Raw genomic sequence first — 16,606 nt, 5'->3', positions numbered from 1 at the left:
GATTGGATATACCATGAAAAAGACTATACTAGGAATCGTCGTTCTGCTCTGTCTGACAGCTTGTCAGCAGACAGCGACACCAAAAGAAACGGCGCAATCGGTAGAATCGACTAATCAGCAGACGACTACGACAGAAACGAGCGCAAGCAGTAGCACAGCAGCTCCTGCACAAAAGAAGGTGGTATCTCCTATGGATGTAGCTGCGGTAGTGGCAGGAGATTACAGCTCTGTCCAAGGCTTGTGGCAAACCTCCAAGGGAGAAACCTTGTATTTTGATGCGACTCGAGGATTGGTAAATCTGCCTATCCGCCAGGAGACGTTGCAGCTACATGAAAACGGCACAGCAGGAGGACAACTCCCTTATGCCGCAATCAGTTTCATCCCAACAGGGATTGATTTGACCAATCAATTTTTCCAAGATGAATCAGATCAGACCAAAGATCGCATCAGAGCTGGCCAAAGTCCAGACTTAGCAGCAGATTCATTTTATTATCGAGTAGATGAAGAGTCTATGCAAACCATGACCTCAGTGACGGATGCAGAAAGCCAAGAGTTTCCAGGCTATACAGAAAAGCAAGTAGAAGCAGCTCGCATTTATAATATGTTGGGCAACTGGAGCGCTCCTAATCTAATAGCGACTCCAGAAATGCCTGCAGGGACAAAAGTTTGTCTGTATAGTGATTTTGGAAAAAGTTATGCTAAGCCGACTCGTATGATTGCCGCTTCACCGGCCTCAACGACCATCACCTATACCAGCAATGGAGATGGTACCATCACCGTCTACCCTGCACCAGACAAATGGCACCAAAGCCCAGAGCAATTGCAGGATAAAGAGTACATGGATAGCTATACCCAGAAGATTTTAGATGAAGCCGTGCTCCTAAAGGTCCCATTGGGAATGCCTGAAAAGATTCAAACCATTTTGGAAAAAATGGAATTTCAGCAGTAATAGACAGTACAAGAGCTCTAGTCCTTTAAAAAGAGTCCTTATACTCGTCAAACATCAAAATCTGACATCGTTAACTTACCTTACTGAACTCTAGTTCTATCTGCAGTTTCGTTGCTTTGTCAGATTTTGATTTGTAGAGTATTACTATCAAGCTCCTTATCTGATGTACCAAAATCAAAAAGCACCAATCAGTTCGCAACTGGTTAGTGCTTTTTGTGTGTGCTCCTAATCTTCTAAGATACAGATACTTTGTCCAGCAAGAAGGATGTGGTTGCTATCCTCTCTCATTGGTGGGAAGGTGAAGCGAACTGCTTGAGTTGCTTCTTTTTCATAGTTAAAGTCAGCGTTTGAGAAGTTAATGATAAATTGAATTCTTTTTGTATCTGATGTGACGGTATAGCGTAGGACAGAGTCGGTCAGCCAGTAGAAATCACAACTATTTTGAATGGTTTGGTAATCAGCTTGTGTGAGAATAGGGTGCTCTTTGCGGAAGGCAATCACTTCTCGGATAAACTGGACATGTTCGTGGTAGCAAATAGCTCTTTCCCAATCAAGACGGTTAACCTGGTCTGGAATATTGTAGGTATTGTCGATTTCATCTTTGGTGCGGAAAAATTCCTGTCCGCTATGAAGAAAGGCGATACCTTGCGAGATGAGAATCAGTTGAAGCCCAAAGCTCGCCGCACGTTTTTGCTGCTGCGGTGTCCAGTCAGGATGTTCGATGTGGAAATAATCAAAGACTGTCGCATTGTCGTGGCATTCGATATAATTGACAGATTGTTCCGGACTGAGGAAATGACTGAAACGGCTTCCTGCTAAGAGGTGTTGGATTTTCTCGTGCAGCTGGTTTGTGACCAAACGCTCAGGGTTGAGCAGGACTTTTTTCAGTGTATCACGGTAATCATCGTTGAAAAAGGCAAGTGTTGGCAGTTTTTCTGCGTTGTATTGATGTGCTAGTTGGTCAAAATCGAGACCTGTTGCCATTTTCCATCCTTCACCATATAGATAAATGTTTGGATGGAGTGCCCGAAGTTCCGTCTCGATTTGGCTCATGGTCTCGACATCCAGAATGCCCATGAGGTCAAAGCGGAACCCATCAAATCCATAGAGGACCGTCCATTGGCGGAGGGAGTGTTTGATGTAGTTACGGACCATGCTGCGTTCGCTGGCTACATCATTTCCACAGAAGGTACCGTCTGTTCGGAGACCATTTTCTTGATAGCGATAGAAATAGCCAGGAACGATGCGTTCAAAAGCATATTCTTCAGCGTGATAGACATGGTTATAGACAACGTCCATGATGACGCTGATATCAGCATCGTGATAGGCTTGAATGGCGGTTTGTAATTCCTGAATTCGTGCATAAGGATCATTAGGATTGCTAGAGAAGGATCCTTCAGGAGTATTGTATTGAACAGGGTCATATCCCCAGTTATACACAAGCTGTGGATAATTCTCATCCACACTACCAAAATCATAGAGGGGCATGAGCTGGATATGGCTCACACCGAGCTCTTTGATATAGTTCATTCCAAGGTGCATTCCTTCTTGCTGAGGAGATTCCGTTAAACCAAGGAATTGGCCAGCATGCTGAAATCCTGCACTTGCTTGTTGAGAGAAGTCACGAACGCTCATTTCATAGATAATGGCTTGTGCAGCTGGTATTTGAGTGTGAGCACGACGTGGTTTAGCGAGTTTGGCTAGATTGATGACGTAGCTATCACCAGAATTTGCCTTAGAAGAAAGGGCATAAGGATCATGTACGGAAATCCACTCCCCATTGACTTTGTGGAGATAATGGTAGCTGGCACCGTCTAAATCGCCTGCCACAGTTACTTGCCAGACACCTTTTTCTTGTCTGTCCATGGCATAAGGTTTGCCCTCAAGAACGAGGAAAACAGCTTTTGAAATCGGCGCCCACAATTTAAATTGAGTGTGAGTTGGACTGTAGTGAGAACCTAGATCTTCGTCATCATAAGTAAAGGTTTGTTCAAAGAGATGGGAGCGGACAATGTGCCCATAGGCTAATTCGGCTGCATTACGATCCTGATCGTAAATCGTGTAGTCACCTGTCAAGTGAAGGGGATGAAGACTCGTTAGAAAATAGGTTACGGTCTCACCTTGTTCTATGCGACTGTGGATAACTAATTCCTCTTCTGCCTGATGAGAGGCAATGTGGAAGGTTAAATCGGGATGATCAAAGCGTTTTTCAAGAAGAATTCGAATCGTTGCTTCGTCATCAAGATAGGCTTTCAATTTTCGTAAGGCCATGAGCCAATGGCTCCTTTCTAAAGTTCAGTAATGGTATGTGGAATCACACGGCGATAGCAAATTTGTTTTTCCTCCTTGCTATCATTGATAATTTGCAGTAGGGTATCGCAGGCGACACGTCCTAATTGAATGGCATGAACGTCCACGTAGGCATCGATTGCAAGTTTTGGTTTGACAGAGTCAAAGGAAATAATTGGCAACTGTACATTGATTTCATTTAGATAATGGAGAATCCCTTCTGCTACCATGGTATCTGTGGTGACAATAGCGTCTGGATTTTGTTTCATGAGTTTTTTCATGATTTTATAACTGCTGTCTTCCAAGAGGAAACCAGAGCTAAATTTGACCTTGCTATCATCAAGGGGGATATTGTAGGCTTTAAGTGCCTTTTTATACCCTTTATAGCGGTCCTGTGATACTACGAGTTCCTTATTTCCAGCGACAAAAGCTAGGTTTTTATAGCCTTTTTGGATAAAATAGCTGGTTGCTTCAAAGGCAGCTTGGATATTGTCATTGTCGACTAGGGAAATAAAAGGCGATGCAGCTTTTCCCAAGATGAGAAATGGAAAATTATGTTGAATAGCTAGCTGTACGAGGGGATCGTCAGGCTTTGAGTAAAGGAAAATTAAACCATCTACTCGTCGGCCGTATACCATTTGAGAAATCGCTTCAAGGCGTTGTTTTTCATCTTTTCCAGTGCTAATTTGAATGGCATAATTATGGTCGGCTGCTACCTGAGAAATGCCACGTAAAGCCGTTGGAAAGAAGGGGTTTTGATAGAAAATATCAGAATCATCTGGTAGAACCAGACCAATGACCTGGGTATAGCTACTCACCAAACTTCTGGCATTGAGATTGGGATGGTAGTTGAGTTCTGCCATGGCCTTTCGGACACTTTCTTTGGTTTTTTGGCTAATAGCAGAGCTGTTTTGAATGACACGAGTAACAGTAGAGGGCGAAACCCCTGCTAGTTTTGCAACATCTTTAATGGTAGCACGCATACAAACCTCCTAAGCACGATCTCGAAATTTTGTGGTGAAAAATACCCAGAGTAAGACAAGGACAAATAAGATATTTTGTACTGTCATGACTGTCGTCACCGTTTGTCCAAATAAACCGACAAAACAAGCGATAATCGTTGGCAAACCGAGACAGTTCAGAGCTAGATTATAGCATTCCTTGACGGACTGCAGATGAAAGAGTTTCGATCTTTTTGTTAGATAGAGGAAGAAGGTGGCTCCAAGGACGATAAAGAGCAAATTTGCACCCAAAAGAAGAGCAGAAATGAAGGTAATGGTGAGGCTGATAGGCAAACGATTCTGCTGATACCAGGCCCGCGAAATAGCAGTCGTTAAAGCCTCTTTGCTTTGGAAGCTACTGGTTTCAAAGCTTTGATAAGGAGTTTCCACTAAGGTGGTGTCCCCTTTCCGAATGGTTAGCTGTTCAGTGTTGAATTGGTAGGTAAAACCAGCACCTTGTGGTATTTTCTGACCGAATGTAACAGCTGAATAGGTAGCTGTGCCAGTATAGGTCAATCGTCCATCATCAAATTGGCTATGGCTAGCCAAGTCTGTCACGACTTGCTCTGTCAAGGGATCATAAATCCCATCTATAAACTGCTCAAGCGGGTAACTGGTTAATTGAACGGTTTGCAAAGACGAGGGAATGACCAAAAGAGCAATCAGAAAAATCGTTGTAAAGAGACGTTGCCAGAGCGTCAAAGCATGCCGATTAGCAAACATCTTTTGCGGTTTTACGAGACTGGAAAAATAAGAAAAGGGGTAGGGTAACATAGGCATCCTCATTTCTATCGTTCTTTAGAACCTGTATTCACAGTTTTGCGCTTCCATCTAAGGCTAGTTTCTGAGTTCCTCATCGTTAGTTTTTTTCAAAATACAGTCAGTATTCCCTCAAAAAATTGCCTTGATTAGCGAAAAACGATCTCTTATATAATAGCACTTCTCTTGTGCATACAGGTTCTTCGTTTTGAATTGAACAGTTATCATCAGTACGACGTTGGGCTTTCTTAGTTCACGTCGTTCTCCTCGCACGTATGCTTATCTCGACCACAAGAAAAGGTGGGACAAAAGATTATCCCTTGTCACCACCACTCGTTAAACCAGATACAAAGTTCTTTTGAAGGAAGAAGAATAAGGTACAGATTGGCAAAGCAATGAGAATTGCTCCAGCCGCAAAATATGCGATTTTCAAATTCTTCGCATCGTTGACAAAGGTCTGAAGACCAACGGCAACGGTATAGTATTCTTTCTCACGGAGTAAGAACTTAGATAAGATGTAATCGCCAAACGGTCCCATAAATGCCCAAAGTGCTTGTACAGCAATCATTGGACGAACAAGAGGGAGAACGATTTGCCAGAAACGTCTGAAGTGTCCAGCACCGTCGAGTTTTGCAGATTCATCAAGAGAGATTGGCACCGTATCAAAGTAGCCTTTCATCAACCAAGCATTCATTGGAATTCCACCACCGACATACAAGAAGATGAGGAACCAGCTTTGGTTGAGGGCGTTTAACATCAAGGCCATAACGAAGAAGGCCGTGAGGGCAGCCATAGTCGGCACCATTTGGATAATCAAGAAGAAAATCAAACTTTGTTTACGAGCGAGGAAGTTATAACGACTATAAGCGTATCCTGCTAGTACCACTATACTGGTTTGGGCAGCCATTGTCAAGAGGGCTATAATCAAGGTATTGAGGTACCAAGTGCCGTATAAGGTTTCGCTAAACAGCTTGCTGAAATTTTCCAGAGTAAAGTTGATATTTCCATCCAACTTGAAGGCCACAACGTTTCCTGACTTGAAGGCAGACATAATGGTAATCAATAGTGGATAGATGATAACGACAGACAAGACAATCAAGTACAGATAAGTCAAGGTCTGACTAAGACGACGTTTGAATTTTACAGAAAGTTTCATCTTATACGTCCTCCATTTCAAAGGCGTTTAATTTCTTGAAAGCAATCATGGAGATACTGATGACAATCATTGAAATAATCAAGGTCACGGCTGCTGCCATGGAGTATTGTGGAGATGTTCCTGTGGTCAATTTATAAATCCATGAAATCAAGATATCTGTTGAACCAGCTCCGCCACCGACACTACCAGGTCCCCCGTTGTTGAAAAGGTAGATAATCGAGAAGTTGTTGAAGTTGAAGGTATACTGACTGATCAAGGTTGGTGCAGCTACCGCAAGAATCATCGGGAAAGTAATACTACGGAATTTTTGCAAAGGACTTGCCCCATCGATATAAGCAGCTTCGTACAAATCGTTTGGAATAGATTGTAAAATTCCTAAGGTCAATACGTAGATATATGGGAAACCAAGCCAGGCCTGCATCATGATTAAGGCCACTTTTGTCCAGAATGGGTCTGTTTTCCATGGGATGAGGAAATTGTCAATAAATGGCAAGAATTTACTCAAGAATGGAAGAACCTGTGTATTGATTGCCCCAACGCTATCGTTGAACATATTGCTGAAGGTCAAAATAGTAACGAAAGCAGGAACTGCCCACGGCAACAAGAAGATAACCCCAAAAATACGCTTCCCTTTGATAAAAGGCTGGTTAGCGACAATAGCGGTTAAAATACCGATGACAATCTGAGCAGTTGAAGCGCATAGCGCCCAAATAATGGTCCATGATAAGACAGATCCAAAGGCACTGCGGAAGGTGCTTAATGACCAGATATTCGAGAAGTTAGCAAGACCAACCCAGTCCAACAAGGCACCTGGTGGTAAATGTTGGAAGTCGTAGTTGGTAAAGGCAATCAAAAGCGTTACCACAACAGGGAAGATAATCGCAAAGGTCATAGCGATATAAGATGGAATAATCAAGAGATAAGGAAAACCGTTCTCATAGATATTTTGAAACATGCCCTTGAGGGTTGTAGTGACCGGAATGCCACTATTCCACCGTTTTGCCGTATCTTTTGCGTCTTTCAAATTCAAGGCATAAAAGAATAGGTAAACTGCAATGATGATAAGGTGGAAAGAGCCACGAATCAGCATGAAGAGGGAATTATCACGTCCTCGTTGACTTCCCAATGTGATGAGGTTTGCAATTTCGCCAGAAGCGATGGTAATGAGATAAAGCAAGAAAGCAATCGTCACCCCAAGGAAGATGAAGCCTTTTGCTTTTTGTTTGTTATAGAGTTGTCCAAGACCTGGGATCAAGGACAATAGGAGGGCTTTACTAGGGTTTTGCTGAGTCATCCTAAAATCTCCTTTCTAGTAAGCGATAGTTGTTGAATGGCAGATTTGAATAAAAGACTGGGCATCAACCCAGCCTTTTGTTCAGTCATTCTGCTTATTGGCCGTATTTTTGTGCAATAGTATCTTCGATCAATTTCACAGCATCGTTAGCAGCTGTTTTTGCATCTTTTTTACCGCTTGCAGCTTCAAAGAGCATATTTGCAGCTGGTTCCCAAACAGTGCTCATTTCAGAGATGTTTGGAAGTGGTTGAGCAGCAGCGAACTGTGCAACAACCGCGCTTGTCAATTCATCTTTTTTACCTACTGCGTATTCACGAGCTTCAGTATTGGCTGGCACTTCGTTTGTCATATCGTAAAGTGCTTTTTGTTGGTCAGTTGATGTTAAGAAATCTACAAATTTTTGAGCTGCATCAGGATTTTGTGCGCCAACTGGGATAACCCATGCTTTACCACCACCGAATGCTTGGTATTCTTTGCCATTTGGAAGAGTTGGAATCGTTGAGACACCGTAGTTCACTTTTGCTTCCTTGTAAGAAGCGGCTTGCCATGGTCCATCAATAATCGCTGCAGTTTTACCTTCTGTAAATTGTGTTTTGATAAGGTTTGCTGCTGCTGAAGTATCTTGAAGACCTTGAGGCCATTGACCATACCATGTTTTAGCATATTCAATCGCTTTAACGGCACCTTCGTTGTTCAAACCGATTTCTTTTGGATTGGTACCATTGTCACCAAATACATATCCGCCGTATCCAGCAAGGAGTCCGTAAGTGTAGTAGAAGTTTGTCCAGTCTGCAAGGAAGGCAGTTGTTTTACCATTTTCGCCTGCAAAAGCATATTTGCTGTCTTTTGCAAGTGCTTCTAGGTCAGCAAATGTTTTTGGTGCTTCGGTAATCAAGTCTTTGTTGTAGTAAAGAACGAGTGTTTCGATAACGGCTGGTGAACCGTAGACTTTACCACCATTTGTGACAAGCGCTTTTGTTGTGTCATCTGTCATGCTTGTTTCAGCAAGCTTCACTTCTGACAATTGTCCCTCTGATCCAAGGCTACCTACGCGGTCGTATGGTGCCATCATCACATCAGGCGCTGAACCAGATTGGTTATCAAGAGAAAGGTTATCAAGCCCTCCAAGAGCATCCCCTGTTTTAACAGAGACTTTGACACCAGTTTCTTTTTCAAAGCTTTCTGCGACTTTTTCGATGTATTCCTTATAACCTTGGTCTACATAAACGGATAAGTTTTTACCATCAGCAGCTGAATCAGTAGAAGCTGGTTTGTTTGACGAACAAGCAGCAAGTACGCTTGTTGTAGCAGCAAGAAGAGCAACGCTCTTGATCAATTTGTGTTTCATATTATCCCCTCCAAGAATAATTGTAGTGTAGTAAAACGCCTACGGAAAGCGCAAACGTTTGCTTGTTGAGATTATTATATCGCAAAATGAATGCGTTTGCAATACTTTTTTTGAAAAAATTTAAAAAAATTTGTTAGGAGAAAATCCTGTATCAAATTTTGTAAAAAAACATAGAAAAAACATAGATTCTCACCAAATAGGTCTTGATTTGTGAGCGCTAACATTATATAATATTAGACGAGCAAACGTTTGCTTGATTGCTGGAGCAAACGAATAGTACATTTCTAAAAAGGAGTTATTATATGAAAGAACGGCGTAGTGGAGTCTTGCTTCACATTTCTTCCCTACCAGGGAATTATGGAATTGGAACCTTTGGGCAATCTGCTTATGACTTCGTAGATTTTTTGGAACGAACCAAGCAACGCTATTGGCAAATTTTACCTCTAGGAACAACGAGTTATGGGGATTCTCCTTACCAGTCATTTTCAGCCTTTGCAGGCAATACGCATTTCATTGATTTTGAGTTATTGATGAAAGAGGGCTGGCTAGAAGGACATGAAGTAGAAGGGATTGATTTTGGAGAGAGTCCAACTGAAGTAGATTATGCAAAAATCTTCCATGGTCGTCGTCCTGTCTTAGAAAAGGTTGTCGCACGTATGAAAGCACAAGGTTTGCCAGCAGATTACCAGGCTTTCTTGGAAGAACAATCTTCTTGGCTGGATAATTTTGCAGAGTATATGGCCATTAAAGAACATTTTGATCTTAAGGCATGGACAGAGTGGGAAGATGATGCCATCCGTAGACGGGAACCAGGAGCTCTTGCTTTTTATCGTGAGCAATTGGCCGACAAAATAGACTATCACCGTGTGACGCAATACCTGTTCTTCCGTCAATGGCGGGCGTTGAAAACCTATGCGAATGAGCGTGGTATTGAAATTGTTGGAGATATGCCGATTTATATTGCAGCTGATTCTTCTGATATGTGGGCAAATCCACAGTTCTTCAAGACAGATGAAGAAGGTCGTCCAAGTGTGGTTGCAGGTTGTCCACCTGATGCTTTTTCAGAAATCGGTCAGTTGTGGGGCAATCCGATTTACGATTGGGAGGCGATGAAGGCAGACGGCTTTTCTTGGTGGATTGCTCGCTTACGTGAGAGTTTCAAATTGTATGATATGGTACGAATTGACCACTTTATTGGCTTTGCTTCTTTCTGGGAAATCCCAGCAGGTGAAACAACAGCCGTCAATGGTTATCGCGTAGAGGCGCCAGGTTTTGAATTATTTGCAGCCATTAAAGAAGCCTTAGGCGATTTGAACATTATTGCTGAGGATTTGGGATCTGTGACAGATAAGGTCATTGAGCTGCGTGAAACAACAGGCTTTCCTGGCATGAAGGTCTTACAATTTGCCTTTGACCCATATGGGGACAGCATTGAAGCACCCCATAACCATCGTCGAAATGTTGTGGCCTATACTGGTACCCATGATAACAGTACCATTCGTGGCTGGTATGAAAATGAAGCAAGTGATGAAACTAAAGCCTACCTAGATGCTTATAGCAACCGTCGTCCTGAGGAGTCCGTTAACCATGCCATGCTGCGGATGTTGTTTGGATCAGTTGCCTTTATGGCAGTTGCAACCATGCAAGATTTACTTGAACTAGACGGATCTGCACGGATGAATTTGCCAAATACCCTAGGTGGAAACTGGACATGGCGGATGACAAAAGAACAACTGACCGCAGAAGTAGAAGCAAATCTGTTAGATTTGACAACTACCTACCGCCGTCAGAATGTGAAATACTAGCTTTTTATAGTAGTTAAAAACCCTGTTTTCAAATTTGTGAAAATAGGGTTTTCCGTGTTAGTTTGATAGCTTCTTTTAAGAATACTTTACTTATTTTAATGAGTATTATATAATATTTGGTATATTGTGGGAAGAAATGATATCGGAACGAATCACTTAATAATTTTACTTAGTATATGATGGAAAGGATGAAGCGATGTTGAAACAGAAATTGGGCCAGAAAATCAAGCGTTTAAGAGAAAATAAGTGCTTAAGCAGGGAACGATTTTGTGGAGATGAATCGGATTTAACTGTTCGGCAACTAGCTCGAATAGAGAATGGAGATTCTTTGCCTAGTTTAGTGAAACTGGAATATATTCATCGAAAATTGGGTGTACCGCTTAGTGATTTAGTTGACGAAGAGGATATAGTGCTCCCTCAAGAATATTTAGCATTAAAGTTACAGCTGTTCAAGTTTAATACGTATCATAATCAATATCTTATAGATAAAAAAGATAAATTATTTTCAAAAATCTATGAAGAATTTTATGAGTTGTTACCAGAAGATGAACAAGTTATTATTGATATTTTACAGGCTATTGCAGATGTTCATCATAGTTCTAATTTGCTATATGGACAGCCGATTATTGCAGAATATTTTGAACAAGTAAAGCGCAAAAAACAATATAATCTTACGGATTTAATGATTATTCGACTCTTTTTTATATCTCTTACAAATTCAGATGAAATTGAATATCCAAAAAAGCTGGTTCATCATTTTTTCATTCATTCAACTAGAGCATTTGATTATAGTGATGTTTATTTGATAGAATATGCAACAATTTTCTATATTTCTTGTTTAAATGTTTTACTATTTCATCATGATTTTGAGTATATTGAACTAGTCTTTGAGATTTTAGACCAGTTATTGACGTATAGTAGTGACGTTGCGAAAAAATCTATTTCATTTATGTTACAGGCTAAGTATTTCTATTTTTGTAAAAAAGATGAAAAAACAGCTGAAGAATTTTATACCAAAGCGATTATAGGAGCAGAGTTTATTGATGATATGATTTTAAGAGAGAAACTTGAAAAGGAGAGGGAAAGGGATAGAAAGGCATTCGCAATGCTTTATTAAGGTAAATGATGGACCATGACATTTGTGTCATGGTCTTTTTTGGTGTTGTACTTTAAAATGGTTAGTATAACAACGAAAGGAGATACAAAATGGAACGACCAATCATTATTTTTCATCCTCCCACCAAACCTACAACTGATGAGGAATGGTGGATGGAGTGGTAGAAGAGAGTGTGTCATATATAGAAATTATTAGCAAAAATGATGTCATAAAGCTAAGAAATATGAGCTCAATTCCTATAGTGTTCAAAGTTGAAAAAAATCGAAGTTTAAAAAAACTTACGATTATTGAACCATTTGACACTCTTACTGTTAACTTAGATATATGTGGGAGAAATCAATGATAAAAAAATATTTTACCGCTTATTCACGGGCAGATCCTTTATAGAGATAGTCGTAGTAAAAAATATCATAAAATTAGGAGAATAAAAATGCAAGTATTATCATTACAATCAAAGACAGCTAAAGTAAAGGAAACTACACCCTTGAGTTGGAGCACAATTAGTAACGTTTGCCATAATACTACTACAACATAGTATTATTAAATAGTTGGAGGATGGAAAATGTTTCTATCCTCCTTATATTAAATATGAAAAAGGAGGGTATTAGAATGGAAATGTTTTTTAATCATTTATCAGATAATATTTATTATCAAGATATTGATAGCATGATATTTCAAAAGGAATATGCAGATTTCATATCTACTAAATTATTAAGTAAGTATTCGATTAGTAGATTTGGAATATATACACATTGTGTTAATCAGGAACAGAATCTTCCTATTCAGGGATGGAAAATACATATCTCTTCTAATATACAGAATGCAGTTGAAATATTAAAAATAGTGGCTCAAATGGCGAATGAAGTAGGATTTTCGTTCAAGTTTATGACTAGTGAACAGATTTTATGGTTTAGTACACAAAAAAATTATTCCAGACTTCAATCAGGAAAATTTATAACTATATATACTAAGGATGATAAAGAATTTAAAGTAGTAATAGAAAAACTTTATAAGAAATTACGATTATTTGAAGGTTCTTTTGTTTTGACAGATAAAAGATATAAAGATTGTAAGGTGCTTTATTATAGATTTGGGGGATTTGACACTATATATGGTATAAATGGAAATGAGGGTAAATTAGGTGTTTTGTCTCCAAATGGATTATTCATTGAGGATAAACGAGTTGCTCAATACGTTCAGCCATCATTTGTTGAAGATCCTTTTCCTGAATTTGATTCATCAGATGAGGGGGTCAGTTATCTGTTTAGTACGTACTATGAAATTGAAGCTTTGCGATTTTCAAATAGTGGTGGAGTTTATACTGGATTAAATCAAGACGAAATTAAAGTGATTTTAAAAGAATCTAGGCCACAAACATGTATTTCTATATCTGATTCTCAAGATTCTATTGATAGAAGGAAGCAAGAGGCTGAGTTTTTATGCCTATTTTCTGATGTAAAACAATTCCCTAAACTCTATGATTCCTTCTATGAGTGGGAACATTATTTTATTGTGGAAGAGTATATTGATGGAAAAACATTAAAGGAATTTTCGGCGGAATTCAATCCATTTTTGAACCAAGATAATAAGAATGATAAGGAAAAGATATCTCAGTATGTTGTGAATATTTTACATATTTTGAGTGAAATTAGAGAAGTTTTAGACATTGTTCATTCTAGAGGATATGTTATAGGAGATTTATCCCTTGAAAATATTATGCTGAACGATGATGGTATCAAGTTTGTTGATTTGGAATCAGTATTTCATGAAGATGCTGTACCAAAAGATATTTTGCTTACCTTTCCTGCAAATCACGCAAATAGAAACGATTTATTTAGTATAGATTTTGAAATGATGGGTAATATTCTTTATGATCTAATTTTTCCGAAATCTGTAATGAAAATATTTGGTGAGGAATATCTAGAAAAATACTTATTAAACATCGTAGAAGATTTTAACATAAATCAAAATATTCTAGAGTTGTGGAAGTTATTAATTCATTACGATAATTGTCCTAACATTTCAAAAATTGATCAACTTATTGATGCTATTCAAGTAAATCCGATTGAAGAATTGCAAAATCAACAACTTCCTTTCAGTGTGAGAAAGCAGATAGTTGTGCACAGTGAAGAACTAGTGAAGCTGATGGAGGAGGTTATATTAGGCCGAAAAAATATATTCGGTAATAGTTCAAAGATATTAAGTTTAGGTACAGGATTACCTGGGGTTTTAATGTATTTAAATATAGTTTTAGATAGTAAAATGATTAGTAAATATGAAGAATGGTTGATGTCTAAATATTTGCGTATGGATAAGGGGAGTATAAGTTTGCTAGAGGGAGATGTAGGTATTGCTTTAATACTGTTAAAGAATAGACCAGAATTTTCTAATGAAATTATGAAATTACTGGGACACAATATAAAACTTGAAAATATAAAAGATTTTTCTTTATCCAATGGTTTAGCAGGTTATGGAATAGTATTGCTAAAAATGTGGCAACATTTTCAGTCTGAGTCTTATTTACAGCAGGCAAAAACAATCGGGAACCAACTCCTAGATCACTCAGATTTAATATTGAATGAAAGAAAAATAAGTTTGGCAGATGGACAAGTTGGAATTGCGCTCTATTTGCTGTATTTATTTGTCGCTACAAAAGAGGAAAAATATCTTAAATTTGGCGAAACAATCATTGATGAAGTGCTAAAATGTGCTACGTCAGTAAATGGAAGTATAGGTATTCCAGAATATAGAAATGATAATGTTATTTTGCCTTATCTAGGTAGTGGAGTGGCGGGCTTAATATCAGTGCTATTACGATACTATTTAATAACAAAGAATGAAAGTTATAGATTAGAAATTAATAGATTTACCCCAGCTCTCAATATCAAATACAGTGTCTCACCGGGACTGCTAGATGGTTTGGCTGGCGTAGGTCATACTTTGTTAGATTTATATACTCATTTTAAAGATGATATATATGAAGATATGCTTTATTCCCTTCAAGAAGGAATAGATTTACAGATGATTGAGAGACAAGGTATACATTTTTTTCCGAATCTAAAAATGGAAAAATTAGATTGTAGTTTAAATTTTGGTAGTAGTGGAATATTATCCTTTATAAATCGCCTTAATAGTGGGCAAGGGGAGAATCCATTTTTCTTCTGTGATAGCTTAATTCTGGTGGAATAATAGGAGTGTGTCATGAATTATAAATATATTATAAAGATATCATCTAAAATGTTACTATTGTTTATCGTTTTAACAATGCTAATTGCATCTCTCGATGGTATTGTGTTATCAGCAGTTATCTCAGAAGTGACACATTTTGATAGTAACAGTAGCGTTAAAGATATTATTTTTTTTAGTATGACTTCTTTGGTAAGCTATATTTTAGTCATGTTAAGTGGTCAATTGAATACGATTCTAAAAAATAAATTACTTCGCGAACTTAATATCAAAATAAAAGATAAGTATATTAAAAATCGTCTAGAATCTTATCCATTTTCTTTGGATAGTAGCGAGATTGTTTCGTTCTTACTAAATGATTTTAAGCTAGTAGAAAGTAATTATATTAATGTTCTTTTTGATGTGTGTTACTATGTAGTTACAGGTGTAGTTTCGATGGCTTATCTGCTATACTTAAACCCTATTATAGCTACGTTGTTTATCATTTTTTCATTTTTGCCAATGTTGCCTCCGAGATTATTTTCACAGTCTTTGGAAAGAAAATCCAGGGAATGGTCTTCAAGTAATGAGAATTTCACAAGTACCTTGAAGTCTTTGATTTCTGGTCGAAGAACATTAAAAACCTATAACGGTTATGTATTTTCGTCACGAGAAGTAGCAGATAAGCTGTATAAAAACGAGAAGATGAATGAGTCATTTAAAAATAGCCAAAGTTTCGTTGGATTTGTAGCAGCTGTTCTATCTTGGGTTAGTTATATCATTCCCATAACTTGTGCGTTATACTTAGTTATTCATAAACAACTAGAAGCTGGTGCAGTTGTTGCTATATTTTTAGCGAGTGATCGTGTGATTTACCCCTTGCGTAATGTTTCAATGCTTATGAATCAGATAAATACTACGAAAGAGGCAAGAAAGAAAATATATGATGTAATCCAACGAGATAGTATTGACCAAGGGGGGCACCAACTTTCAACTCCTAAACTAGTGATAAAAGAGATGTCCTTTTCGTTTGAAACAAAAACTATTTTTGACAATGTAGATATGACCTTTGAGTTTGGGAAACACTATCTTATTTCAGGTCCATCTGGTTCAGGAAAAAGTACGTTCCTAGATTTATTACAAGGATTACTACTACCTCAAAAAGGAAGGGTATTTATAACAGATAGTACGTTATCATCCGAAAATTTGGAATCTCAGGTTGCACGAATAAATCAACACCCTACTTTGTTTCAAGCTAGTATCAGAGATAACCTTGCGTTAGGGAAGCCCATAACAGATGTTGAAATGGTATCAGTATTAGGAGAACTTGGTTTGATAAATGAATTGGGGAATGATATTTTAGATACTGTTTACAATGAAAAAACAATGGATTTGTCTGGTGGTCAGAAGCAGCGCTTAGAGATTGCCCGTGCAATTCTACATAAGAAGCCAATCATTTTAGTCGATGAGGGAACAGCAGCTCTTGATTCGAAAAATTCAACTATTGTTCGAGATAAACTTTACAGTTTACCCGCTACTATTATAGAGGTTGCTCATCATTTTACAGAAGAAGAGATTCAAAAATATAGTTTAACTCATATTTGTCTAAAAAATAAAACATTAGCTAAAGCAGATTGAAAATGACTATGTAGCAAAAAAGCATTTTAATTTTTTAAAGAATCAATTGACAAGCCAAAAATAAAGGAGTATAATCGATTGTAAC

General features: G+C 38.4%; 11 protein-coding genes. 5 read left to right on the top strand and 6 right to left on the bottom strand.

Going from position 1 to position 16,606, the window contains the following annotated elements; translation table 11 throughout:
- Positions 1-13: 13 nt before the first annotated feature.
- Positions 14-949, top strand: a complete 936-nt coding sequence (locus A4H00_RS03625; RefSeq protein WP_067087400.1) for a DUF6287 domain-containing protein — start codon at positions 14-16, stop codon at positions 947-949.
- 225 nt (positions 950-1,174) lie between these two features.
- Here A4H00_RS03625 and pulA read toward each other — a convergent pair whose 3' ends face one another.
- From pulA to A4H00_RS03595, 6 genes are all read right to left on the bottom strand, one after another.
- Positions 1,175-3,220: a type I pullulanase gene (pulA, locus tag A4H00_RS03620; RefSeq protein WP_067087397.1), complete on the bottom strand. Its 2,046-nt coding sequence runs from the start codon at positions 3,218-3,220 to the stop codon at positions 1,175-1,177.
- Between the two features lie 17 nt (positions 3,221-3,237).
- Entirely contained in the window at positions 3,238-4,221 is a 984-nt protein-coding gene (locus A4H00_RS03615; RefSeq protein WP_067087396.1) for a LacI family DNA-binding transcriptional regulator, read from the bottom strand.
- A 9-nt stretch (positions 4,222-4,230) separates the two neighbouring features.
- Positions 4,231-5,013, bottom strand: a complete 783-nt coding sequence (locus A4H00_RS03610; protein WP_067087393.1) for a DUF1189 family protein — start codon at positions 5,011-5,013, stop codon at positions 4,231-4,233.
- A gap of 298 nt (positions 5,014-5,311) precedes the next feature.
- Positions 5,312-6,154, bottom strand: coding sequence for a sugar ABC transporter permease (locus A4H00_RS03605; protein WP_067087391.1), 843 nt, complete (start codon positions 6,152-6,154; stop codon positions 5,312-5,314).
- Position 6,155: 1 nt separating this feature from the next.
- Complete coding sequence (locus A4H00_RS03600; RefSeq protein ID WP_067087389.1) at positions 6,156-7,448, bottom strand: carbohydrate ABC transporter permease; 1,293 nt, start codon at positions 7,446-7,448, stop codon at positions 6,156-6,158.
- A 94-nt stretch (positions 7,449-7,542) separates the two neighbouring features.
- The gene (locus A4H00_RS03595; RefSeq protein WP_067087386.1) at positions 7,543-8,796 is read right to left on the bottom strand and encodes an extracellular solute-binding protein; all 1,254 of its coding nucleotides are present in this window, start codon (positions 8,794-8,796) and stop codon (positions 7,543-7,545) included.
- A 302-nt stretch (positions 8,797-9,098) separates the two neighbouring features.
- Between A4H00_RS03595 and malQ the strand changes: the two genes are divergently transcribed.
- The 4 genes from malQ (at position 9,099) to A4H00_RS03570 (ending at position 16,521) form a co-directional block, all read left to right on the top strand.
- Entirely contained in the window at positions 9,099-10,601 is a 1,503-nt protein-coding gene (malQ, locus tag A4H00_RS03590) for a 4-alpha-glucanotransferase (protein ID WP_067087383.1), read from the top strand.
- 196 nt (positions 10,602-10,797) lie between these two features.
- Entirely contained in the window at positions 10,798-11,718 is a 921-nt protein-coding gene (locus A4H00_RS03585; RefSeq protein WP_067087381.1) for a helix-turn-helix domain-containing protein, read from the top strand.
- A gap of 609 nt (positions 11,719-12,327) precedes the next feature.
- A complete protein-coding gene (locus A4H00_RS03575) occupies positions 12,328-14,907 on the top strand; it encodes a class III lanthionine synthetase LanKC N-terminal domain-containing protein (protein WP_067087375.1) in 2,580 nt (859 codons plus the stop codon).
- 12 nt (positions 14,908-14,919) lie between these two features.
- Positions 14,920-16,521, top strand: a complete 1,602-nt coding sequence (locus A4H00_RS03570) for an ATP-binding cassette domain-containing protein (RefSeq protein WP_067087373.1) — start codon at positions 14,920-14,922, stop codon at positions 16,519-16,521.
- Positions 16,522-16,606 lie beyond the last annotated feature (85 nt).

This window comes from Streptococcus marmotae (genome assembly GCF_001623565.1).
Lineage (GTDB): Bacteria > Bacillota > Bacilli > Lactobacillales > Streptococcaceae > Streptococcus > Streptococcus marmotae.
Note: the sequence above shows the minus strand (reverse complement) of the source record. Positions and strands in the feature narration are given on the sequence as shown.